We start from the raw sequence: 10,737 nt of genomic DNA, 5'->3' as shown, positions 1-10,737 counted from the left end.
CCTGGACCACGTCCTTCCAGCCCCGTTCGTGCGGCGGCGGTTCCTGGGCGGGACCGAGGAAGCGAAGCGTCTTCTTCTCCATGTACTCGTCCACGTCGAAGGGCCGGCGATCGAGGATCTGGAAGCGGACGAGGTGCAGGTGGATGGGATGCGTATCCTCGGTGAGGTTCACCAGGCTCCACGCTTCCGTACTGCCCAGCTTCACCGTTTCCGTCACGGGATCGTGCCAGCGCTTGCCGCCTAACAGCATCAGCATCGGTGTTGCCACGCAATCGCTGTATTCGTCCAGGGTGAGTTCCCGTGCCCTGGATGCGCCAGCCGCGGTCAGCCGCGGCAGTTCGCGTAACACCTCCGGCACGCGGCTTTCGTCGCGCACGACGCCCTGCCCCACGGCGAAACGCATGAGCGGGAGCGCGTCGTTCATGAGTTCCACCGCTCCACCGCGGAGGCTCGCGAAGTCCACCACCATGTCCGCGCGCTCTCCCGGTGCCAGGAATATCGAGGTCATCGCGGCCGGTGCCGCCAGCAGGCCCTGGTCCGAACCGATGACCTGGAACGGACGCCCGTCGCGGAAACGCAGGTGATAGAACCGCCCGTTGGCTGCATTCAGCACACGCAGGCGGTAGCGCCTCGCCTGCACGTCGGCGCGCGGAAGGATCACGCCGTTGACCAGGGAGAGATTGCCGAACACCTCCGGCACCCAGGGTGCGTTCGCGTCGCCGGAGTCGGGGTAGTAGAGGTGTCCGTCCTGGCGCAGCAGGCGATCGGCCAGCACCAGCGGCAGCTCCTGTTCGCCGGACGGCAGGCCCAGCGACAGCTCGTGGTCGTCGCGCAACAGGTACAGGCCCATCAGGCCCGCGTACATGTTGAGCCGGTTGATGCCCATCGCGTGGTCGTGGTACCAGAGCGTCGCCGCGTCCTGCGCGTTCGGGTAATGGTGCCGCCGCGAGGCTCCCGGCACGTACCAGTCTTCGGGATAGCCATCGTCCTTGCGCGGGACCTTGGCGCCGTGCAGGTGCACGATGGCGCGCACCTCCGGCTTGTCCGCCTCCGCCCCGCAGATCGAATGGTCGACCGGGTATAGGTGCTTCTTCGGCAGCGCGTTTTCCCAAACGACGTCGATGGGCTGTCCGCTGCGCGCCTCGATCGTCGGCCCAGGGTAATGTCCGCCATACGTCCACAACGGGGTCGGCGGCAGATCGCGATGCAGCTTCTGCATGGTTTCCGCCATTCGCACATGCAAGGGCTTGCCCGGCTCTGCATACATGGTCGGCGGCAACGGCAAGGCGTCGACGAACGGCGTCAGCTTCGCGGGATCGACGAGTCCCGGCATATGCGTGACGTCGCCCATCGCATGCATGCAGAGATCGTTGCCGACCTTGCCGGCCGGCATCGCATGCATGTCGTGCGCGAAAAGCCGCGACGGGATCCACCCCGCCGCGGCCATCCAGCCCGCCGTCGCCAGGAAGCGGCGGCGATCAACCATGCCCACCGTTCCCGAACGGCCAGAACGGCCATCCGCCCTGCTGCTTCGGCTGGCCGGTGGATTCGTCCAGGATCAGCTTGCGCTCGAACAGCCGCGGCATGAAGAAATCGAACATGTTGTCCAGGCGTCCCGCCTGCGCGTCGCTGGAACCGCCGCCGATACGCTGGCCCCCGAGCCAGTTGTCCTCGATGAAGCGGGTGACCGAGCTCTGGTCGGTGACGGTGTGGTCGACCATGTTCTCGCGCGCCCACGGCGAGATCACCAGCAGCGGAAGGCGCGGGCCGAAGCCGCAGCGGCCCTGCGCCGGCGTCTTGCCGTCCAGGCCAGGCAAGGTGCCGTGGCCCTTGCACACGCCGTCGCCGTCCAGCGCATCCGTGCTGCCACGCGAGCCGTTCACGTGCGGCGGCTCCTGGTGGTCGTACCAGCCGTCGGAGTCGTCGTAGGCGATCACGACCGCGGTGTCACGCCATTCGTCGCTCTGCTGCAGCGCGTTGATCACGTGGGCCACGAAAGCCTGCTCGTCCAGCGGATCGGAATAACCGGCGTGACCGTCCTGGTAAGCCGGCGCCTTGAGAAAGCTCACGGCCGGCAGGTTGCCCGCGTCCAGCGCATCGTAGAAGTCCTCGATGTCGTACTGGTGGTTCGCCGCGTCGCCGCTGTGGCCGATGGCGGCCACCGAGGCCGGGCGCGCATGCGTGGGGTTGGCCGTGGATGGGTAGTACTGGAACGGCGCGTGGTGCGGGCTGTAGTCGTTGGACGTGCTGTTGGTCACCTTCGACAGCGTGCGCCGCGTGCAGCCGCTGCTGCCGTCGGGATTGGTCCGGCTTACGTCGAAACCGCCCTGGAACCAGCCCCAGGTGATGCCGCGATCGTTCAGCAGGTCGCCGATGTTACGGCCGCCCATGCTGACCTGGCTGGCCGTCGGCGAGGAACAGATGTCGCCGATGGGATCGGGATCGCCGATCAGGGTGAGCCCGCCGTTGCCGTCATCGGTGGTGGCACCGGTGCCGTTGAGCGTGGCCGACACGCCGGCCGTCTGGCCCGAGATGAGGTTGACAGCACCCGGCGACGACGGCCCGAAGGTCGTGTTGTAGCTGTTGTCGCTCATGGCGAAGTGCTGCGCGTAGTTCCAGAACGCGGTGACGGTATTGCCGTCGTAGTAGCCCATCACCTGGCCCTTGCCCTCCTCGGAAGCATCGCCGCCCGGAAGGACTTCGCCGCGGCCGGTGTACTTCGGGAACAGGTCCATCTTGCCGCCGTTGAAGGCGCGCTGTTCGGCGGTATAACCGTGGTCCTGGTCGGCGGTGGCGGCCTGCGCGCGGGTAAGGCGGAAGGGATTGATCGCAGCGTCGCCGTTGGCGGAGTTGCGGGCGTTGGGATTCTTCGTAAGCAGGCGGTGGTCGAGGCCGTTCACCGGCGGGGTGAACGGGCGCGCGTAGAAGGCCGGTTCGCCCTTCGGATTCTCGGCGAAGGGATAGGTACCGAAGTAATGATCGAAGGAGACGTTCTCCTGGAAGATCACCACCAGGTGCTTGATCGGCGTGGCGGTGTGCGTGTCGCCGTGGCCACCGTGGGCCTGCTGGGCCGCGAAGATGGACGCGGCGGAAAGGGAGAGCACGCAGGCGATGCCCGCGGCCAGTAGCTTGCGCATGACGGATGCTCCTCGTGATGGGATTCGTTGGTTGCCCTCGGCCGCACCCCCTGCCATGCGGTGGGCTCATCCTAGGTAGCCGGCGTGACAGCCGCGGGACACCCGTCGCGAGTTATTGCGAAATGTCGCCAACCATGACTTTCGTCACAGTCGGCCCTGCGCGGCACCCCCAGCCGCTATGCTCGGAGCCCTGCGGCGCCGGGGGCGTCGTCAGTCACCAAGAAGAGGGACATCCATGACCAAGCAGTATCTGAAGCCGCTGGCGCTGGCGCTCAGCATCGCGCTCGCCGGCACGGCGTGCAGCAAGCACAACGATGGCGACACGTCGGCGCCGGGAGGCAGCCAGCCGTCGCCGACGTCGACCGCGGCACCCGCCGCCGCCGGCACCGCCGCGGCAGCCACGCCGGCAGGCCCGACATTCAACATTGCCGACCTCGACACCGGGATCGACGCCTGCAGCGACTTCAACGGCTTCGTCAACGCCAAGTGGGTGGCCGCCAATCCTATTCCCGAAGACCGTACCCGCTGGGGCGCCTTCGACCAGCTGGCCGAAAACAGCCTGAACACCCAGCACGACATCGTCGATGCCATGAACAAGGGCGCGGCCAATGCCAAGGCCGGCTCGATCGAACAGAAGATCGGCCTGCTCTACCGCTCGGGCATGAACGAAGACGCGATCGAGAAGGCGGGCGTCGAACCGCTGAAGCCTGAACTGGCGAAGATCGACGCGCTCAAGACCCCGCAGGACATCGTCGACTTCCTCGACGCCAGTTTCAATGAAGGCAACGGCTACGTGTTCGGCTTCGGCTCGGGCGCGGACTTCCAGAACGCGAAGATGCAGATCGCCTACGCGCAGCAGGACGGCCTCGGCCTTCCCACCCGCGACTACTACACCGATCCGAAGCAGGCCGACAACCGCAAGGCCTACCTCGCCTACATCGCCAAGACCCTAACCCTCGCCGGCGTGCCCGAAGCCGACGCGAAGAAGCAGGCCGACGACGTGATGAAGTTCGAGACCCAGCTCGCCGCGGCCTCGCTCGCCCCGGTGGAACTGCGCGCGCCGGAGAACCAGTACCACTTCGTCTCCGTCGCCGAAGCCAACAAGCTCACGCCGCACTTCAACTGGGAAAAGTTCTTCGCCGCCCAGGGCGTGACGATCGACAAGGGCTTCTCGGTGTCGCAGCCGAAGTTCTTCAAGGAGTTCGACAAGATGCTGGCGTCCACGCCGGTGTCCACCTGGCAGGCCTACCTGCGTTTCCACGCCATCGACAGCGCGTCGCCGTACCTGTCGAAGACGTTCCAGGACAACAAGTTCGACTTCTACGGCAAGACCCTCGCCGGCCAGCCGCAGCAGAAGCCGCGCTGGAAGCGTGTGCTCGGCACGGTGAACAGTTCCATGGGCGAGGCCCTTGGCCAGCTGTACGTGGCCAAGGTGTTCAAGCCGGAAGCCAAGCAGCGCGCCAACGAGCTGGTCGACAACGTGCGCAACGCGCTCAAGGCACGCATCGAGAAGCTCGACTGGATGAGCGACGAAACCAAGCAGAAGGCCATCCAGAAGTGGAACACCTTCCTGCCGAAGATCGGCTACCCGGACAAGTGGCGTGACTGGTCGGGCCTGGACATCAACGGCGAAGACTATTTCGCCAACGTCGAAGCCGCCAGCAAGTTCAACTACCACTACGACATCGCGAAGATCGGCAAGCCGACCGACCGCCTCGAGTGGGGCATGACGCCGCAGACGGTCAACGCGTACTACAACCCGACCGACAACACGATCAACTTCCCGGCCGCGATCCTGCAACCGCCGTTCTTCGACGCCAACGGCGACGACGCGATCAACTACGGCGGCATCGGCGCCGTGATCGGTCACGAAGCCAGCCACGGCTTCGACGACGAGGGCAGCCAGTTCGACGGCGACGGCAACAACAAGAACTGGTGGACCAAGGAAGACCGCGCCAAGTTCGACGAGCGCGCCGGCAAGCTGGTGGCGCAGTTCAACGACTACGCGCCGATCAAGGACCACCCGGACCTGCACGTGAACGGCAAGCTGACCCTGGGCGAGAACATCGCCGACCTGGGTGGCCTCAACGTCGCGTACGACGCCCTGCAGGAAGCGTTGAAGAAGAACCCGCAGGAAGCCCAGTCGAAGATCGACGGCTACACCCAGGACCAGCGCTTCTTCCTGAACTGGGCCCGCGTGTGGCGCGGCAGCGTCCGCGAGAAGCAGGCGATGCTGTACCTCAACGTCGATCCGCACGCGCCGGCGTCGCTGCGCGCCATTGGCGCACCGTCGAACATGGAAGCCTTCGCCACGGCGTTCCAGTGCAAGCCGGACGCGAAGATGGTCCGTGCCTCCGACAAGCAGGTGAAGATCTGGTAAGCGTGCGACCCCGTCGCTGAAGCGATGGCCGAAGGCGCCGCACGCGAGTGCGGCGCCTTTTTCATGCGGCGCACGTCACATGTCGTGCTTGTTGACCTCGAAGCCCGCCTGGCGGTATTGCGTCCAGCGCGCGCGCGAACCCTCGCGCTCCGCAGGCTCGGCCGCGACCACTTCGAGCACGCGGTCGAAGCTGCCCGGCGCGCAGGTATCGCGCAGATTGATCACCAGGGGACGATCGTCCGTATCGACGCCCGGCGGCACGATGAGGATGGGACAACTCGCATCGTCCTCGTCACCGGCGAGCTGGTGCGGGATGTAGGCGTCCTCGCCGAGGTCCCACAACTGGGCATCGATCGCTTCGGCTTGTTCGAAATCCCGCGTGAGGATCAGCGTGGGCTGCTGGGCCGCGAACGCACGCTTGGCGAGTTCGCAGACCAGCAGGAGCGGATTCTCGCGGAACCGCGGCTTGTCGATCAGGTAGAAGTCGGCGCGCGGCATCGGACGGGGATCAGCCGGCAGCGGCGACGCGGTCGAGCAGCCACTGGGTCAGCAGCGGCACCGGGCGGCCGGTGGCGAGACCCTTGCGGCCCTCTTCCCACGCGGTACCTGCGATGTCGAGATGCGCCCAGCGGCGGCCTTCCGTGAAACGGGCGAGGAAGCAGCCCGCCGTGATGGCGCCGGCGTACTTGCCGCCGATGTTGGCCACGTCGGCAAAGCCCGAATCGAGCTGGCTCTGGTAGTCGTCCCACAGCGGCAGGCGCCACGCGCGGTCGAGGGTGGCTTCGCCGGCGGAGAGAAGCTCGGCAGAGAGCGACTCGTCCTTGGTCATCAGGCCGCTGGCGTGCTTGCCGAGGGCCACGACGCAGGCGCCGGTGAGCGTCGCGGCGTCGATGATGGTGTGCGGGTCGAAGCGCTTGCCCGTGTAGGTCAGCGCGTCGCACAGGATCAGGCGGCCTTCCGCGTCGGTGTTCAGCACTTCGATGGTGATGCCGGACAGGCTGGTGAGGACATCGCCGGGACGGTATGCCGCACCGTCCGGCATGTTCTCGACCGCCGGCACCACGCAGACCAGGTTCACCGGCAGGCGCATCTTCACCGCAGCCACGAAGGCGCCGAGCACGCCGGCCGCGCCGCACATGTCGAACTTCATCTCTTCCATGCCCGGACCCGGCTTCAGGCTGACGCCGCCGGTGTCGAAGGTGATGCCCTTGCCGACGAAGGCGTAGGGACGCTCGCCCTCCTTGCCGCCCTGCCACTGCAGGATGACGAGGCGCGGTGCATTGGCCGAGCCACGGGCCACCGCCAGCAGCGAACCGAAGCCTTCGCGCTCCATGTCGGCGCGGTCGAGCGCTTCGAAGGTGACGCCTTCATGGGCGTCGGCGAAAGCGCGGGCCTGGTCGGCGATGTAATCGGGGTTGCAGATGTTCGGGGGCAGGTTGCCCAGTTCGCGGGCGTAGCGCACGCCCTCGGCGATGGCGCGGGCCTCGTCGAGGCCGGCTGCGCCATCGGCAGGACCGACCAGCGTGACCGAGGCCAGTTCCGGCTGCGCCTTGTCTCGCGGCTTCACCGTGGCGGTGTAGCGATAGGACACATGGTCGGTGGCCAGGGCGGCGACCCGAAGGCGCCAGGCCGCGTCGCGGCCGGGCACATCGATCTCGGGCAGCCAGCTGACCGCCTCGGTGACCGGCAGGCGGCCGATGGCGCGGGCAGCCTCGATGGTCACGCGCTGGTAGCGCGCGGCGTCGAAGGACTTCTGCGCGCCCAGGCCCACGATGAGCACACGGGCGGCGGCCACGCCGGCCGGGTGCAGCAGGGTGACGAGGTTGCCCACCTTCCCGGTGACATCGCCCGCTTCGACCAGGCGCTTGACGGCACCGTCGGCGGCGGTGTCGATCCGCGCCGCGGCGCTGGTCAGGACACCGTTCTCGTAGACGCCGACCACCGCTACCGGGGTGGCGGTCGTTTCGGGAGCGTTGGAACCGAGGCTGAACTGAACCGTCATAGCTAACTGTCCTGCGAAAGCCCGCCGGGGCCCGGACAGGCTAGACTTGTGGTTTGCCGGCAGGGACTGACGCGGCACGAACCGCCAATTCTATCAAATGCTCAGCATCCTCGACCGTTATTTCCTGCGCGAGCTGGCCTATGGGGTCCTCGCGACGGCCATCGTGCTGCTGGTGATCTTCGCCGGCGGCGCGTTCGCGACCGTCCTGCAGAAGGTTGCCAACGGCAGCATCCAGCCCAGCGTCATGTTCGAGGTCCTGGGCCTGCAGATGGTGGACCTGCTCTCCACCCTCCTGCCCATGTCGGCCTTCCTGGGCACCCTCATCGCCCTGGGCCGCATGTACCGCGAGAGCGAGATGCACGTGCTGGCCTCTTCGGGCATGGGCCCGCGCGGCATGCTCCGCCCGGTGACCCTGCTGGCCGTGGCGGCCACCATCGTCGTGGGCCTGGTCTCCCTCTGGCTGGGGCCGCTCTCCTCGCGCACCGCCGACCAGGTGATCGCCGCCGCCAACAAGTCCGTGATCGCCGCCGGCCTCGACGCCGGGCGCTTCACCGAACTGCCCGGCAAGGGCGGCATCATCTTCGTGGATACCTTGAGCCGCGACGGCACCGTACTGGGCAAGACCTTCCTCGCCACCGATCGCACCGACAGCGACGGCAAGCCGCAGGTCCGCGTGGTGAACGCGAAGAACGGCCGCATGTACCAGGAAAGCGACGGCCAGAGCCGCTTCCTCGCCCTGTTCGACGGCTGGCAGTTCGAGATCCCGCTAGGCGCCGACAACTGGCGGCGCATGAAGTACGAGCGCAACGACATCTCGCTGTCCAGCATCACGGACGACGACGAAGACACCGATCCTGCCCACGAGTCGTCCACCACCGACCTGTTCAAGTCCCTGACCCCGGACAACCTGGGCGAGCTGGTGTCGCGCTTCGCGGCCCCGGTCAGCACCCTGGTGCTGATGATGATGGTGCTCCCGATGTCGCGGCAGGCGCCCCGCGACGCGCGCTACGGCCGCCTGCTCATCGCCGTGCTGGCCTACTTCCTCTACGTGGTGTGGCAGCTGATCGCGCGCGCGCAGATCATCAAGGGCCACCTGCACACCTCCGCCCCCATCTGGGTGCTGCATGCCATCGTCTTCGGCGTGGCGGCCTGGTATTTCTGGCGGCAGAACGCTCCCCGCCGCGTGAAGGGAGCCCATTGATGGCCACGCTAACCGTCAAGCGTGCCGACCGGCTTATCGGCGCCAGCGTCCTGGGCACCCTCCTCCTCGTGTGGCTGGTGCTGACGGGCTTCGATGCCCTCACCCAGTTCGTGCGCCAGCTCGGCAACATCGGCAAGAACGGTTTCACGCTCTACGACGCCATCGCGTACATCATGCTCACGGTGCCCCGGCGCCTGTACCAGATGTTCAGCAACGCGGCGCTCATCGGCGGCCTGCTGGGCCTGGGCGGCCTCGCCGCCACCGGCGAACTCACCGCCCTGCGCGCCGCCGGCATGTCCAAGCTGCGGATCGCCGTGTCGGCCGCGGGCGTGGTCGCCGTCCTCACCCTCGCCGTGGTCGTGATGGGCGAGACGGTGGCGCCCTATGGCGACCAGCACGCGCAGGCCATCCAGGTGCGCATGCGCTCCAGCAACCTCGGTTCCACCAGCAGCGGCCTGTGGGCGCGCGACGGCGGCAAGATCATCAACGCCAAGTCCGCCATCGCCACTCAGGACGGCGACCGCGCGACGGTGAAGCTGGTGGACGTGCGCGTCTACGACTTCACGCCGGACGGCCAGGTCAAGACCTTCTCCCACGGTGACAGTGCGATCCACGACGGCAACAAGTGGGTGATGTCGAACGTGCGCACCACCAGGCTCGACGCCACGGGCACGCACTCCACCCACGAAGACACGCAGACCTGGGCCTCCCGGCTCAACCCGCACGTGCTCGAACAGTCGGTGATCCACCCCGAATACCTCTCGATGAGCGACCTGCGCCGCAACATGCGTTACCTCGAGTCCAACGGGCAGAATCCCGGCGCCTACGCCGTGGCCTTCTGGGGACGCGCGCTGTTCGCGGTGAACACCCTGGTGCTGGTGCTCTGCGCCATGCCCTTCGCCTTCGGCTCGCTGCGCTCCGGCGGCCTCGGCAAGCGCCTCTTCATCGGCATCATCCTCGCCATCGGCTGGTACTTCCTGCAGGGCGCGATGGTGAACTTCGGCACGGTGTACGGGCTGCCGCCGTTGTTGGCGAACCTGTTGCCTACGTCGTTGCTGATCGTGGGCGCGCTGGCGTATTTCAGGCGGTTCGGCTAGCCAGCCCGCGTACGGCTCCAGAACGACATCCCACCATCCCGCCACGAGTCGTCCCTGCGAAGGCAGGGACCCAGCGACTCATCCTCGCCGCCCATCACGATGTCCTGACCGTGCGGGCTCTTGCGCCCAGCGGGGATCAGCGCGTTGCGGGCAATCCAGCATTGCAGCCAAAGCCATAACCCTAAGGCTGGGCGAACTACGAGGCGCTTTGTGGCACAGCTTTTATCAGCCGCCCGAGGTGACGCCTTCTACTGTCACGCCAGTTACCCTGACCTCGGTCAATGACGCCGCGTCCATGGTCGCAACGGACAAAGCGACGTCACCTTTGTACGTGATTGCAGATAACCGACCTTTATCACACCAGACCGTCGCTTCTACCGCCGCTCCAAGCCTCGGAAAAGTCAATTTCAAAACAGCAACAGCAAAGTTGTTCCGATTAATGAGCAAGGGTAAGGGCAAGTATGGATTTCGCCCTGTCCCCTTCAGATGGAATTTGACTTCATCACCTGACAGGACCCGATCCACCCGCGCAATAGCTTGCACCTGCTGATCCCAAGCATCTCTTTCACTTCGCGGAAGTTCCATGGCAGCGATGGTCACGATATCGCGTTCCAACGGCGTCAAGCGCGCGCGAACATCCAGACGCCGAAACCATAAGAGTCCCATTGGTACGCCGATCAGCAAGAAGGCGACGTACAAGTCCACGATGTAGTCGCCAGCTCGCGCCATGCCCAAAGCCATTGCCGCAAAACCAATGGCAAACGCGAGAACCGTAGCCGCAACGCTCGCTCCGATCACCGCGTTGAGCATACGAGTTCTATCCATCTCACACCGAACACCCATAAGAAGATCAGCTTGCAGGGTCGCCCCTTTGGACTCTCTCAAGCTCACGTCACTTCATGTACTTCACGCATATCGCC

General features: G+C 66.2%; 8 protein-coding genes. 3 read left to right on the top strand and 5 right to left on the bottom strand.

Going from position 1 to position 10,737, the window contains the following annotated elements; genetic code table 11:
• Positions 1–1,486 (bottom strand): multicopper oxidase family protein (locus tag ACR9ZH_RS16185; RefSeq protein ID WP_481291787.1); only part of this gene is annotated, 1,486 nt, incomplete at its 3' end.
• Positions 1,479–3,137, bottom strand: coding sequence for a phospholipase C (locus ACR9ZH_RS16180; RefSeq protein ID WP_481291786.1), 1,659 nt, complete (start codon positions 3,135–3,137; stop codon positions 1,479–1,481). The genes ACR9ZH_RS16185 and ACR9ZH_RS16180, both read right to left, overlap by 8 nt.
• A 235-nt stretch (positions 3,138–3,372) precedes the next feature.
• Here ACR9ZH_RS16180 and ACR9ZH_RS16175 point away from each other — a divergent pair, with 235 nt between their 5' ends.
• On the top strand, positions 3,373–5,517 hold the full coding sequence (locus tag ACR9ZH_RS16175) for a M13 family metallopeptidase (protein WP_481291785.1): 2,145 nt from the start codon (positions 3,373–3,375) through the stop codon (positions 5,515–5,517).
• Between the two features lie 75 nt (positions 5,518–5,592).
• On the opposite strand, the gene ACR9ZH_RS16170 is transcribed toward ACR9ZH_RS16175, so the two are convergent.
• Positions 5,593–6,015, bottom strand: coding sequence for a DNA polymerase III subunit chi (locus ACR9ZH_RS16170; RefSeq protein ID WP_481291784.1), 423 nt, complete (start codon positions 6,013–6,015; stop codon positions 5,593–5,595).
• Between the two features lie 10 nt (positions 6,016–6,025).
• Positions 6,026–7,519, bottom strand: coding sequence for a leucyl aminopeptidase (locus tag ACR9ZH_RS16165; protein WP_481291783.1), 1,494 nt, complete (start codon positions 7,517–7,519; stop codon positions 6,026–6,028).
• Positions 7,520–7,616: 97 nt separating this feature from the next.
• On the opposite strand from ACR9ZH_RS16165, the gene lptF reads away from it, so the two are divergent.
• Positions 7,617–8,720 (top strand): LPS export ABC transporter permease LptF, encoded by a 1,104-nt coding sequence (gene lptF / locus ACR9ZH_RS16160; RefSeq protein WP_481291782.1) that lies wholly within the window; start codon positions 7,617–7,619, stop codon positions 8,718–8,720.
• A complete protein-coding gene (gene lptG, locus ACR9ZH_RS16155) occupies positions 8,720–9,817 on the top strand; it encodes an LPS export ABC transporter permease LptG (RefSeq protein ID WP_481291781.1) in 1,098 nt (365 codons plus the stop codon). Before lptF ends, lptG begins: the two co-directional genes overlap by 1 nt.
• A gap of 225 nt (positions 9,818–10,042) precedes the next feature.
• Here lptG and ACR9ZH_RS16150 read toward each other — a convergent pair whose 3' ends face one another.
• Positions 10,043–10,627 carry a hypothetical protein gene (locus ACR9ZH_RS16150; RefSeq protein ID WP_481291780.1) on the bottom strand — a complete coding sequence of 195 codons (585 nt, stop codon included), beginning with the start codon at positions 10,625–10,627 and terminating at the stop codon, positions 10,043–10,045.
• Positions 10,628–10,737 lie beyond the last annotated feature (110 nt).

The sequence above is a fragment of the Luteibacter sp. SVR4-7G genome (genome assembly GCF_056755555.1).
Note: the sequence above shows the minus strand (reverse complement) of the source record. Positions and strands in the feature narration are given on the sequence as shown.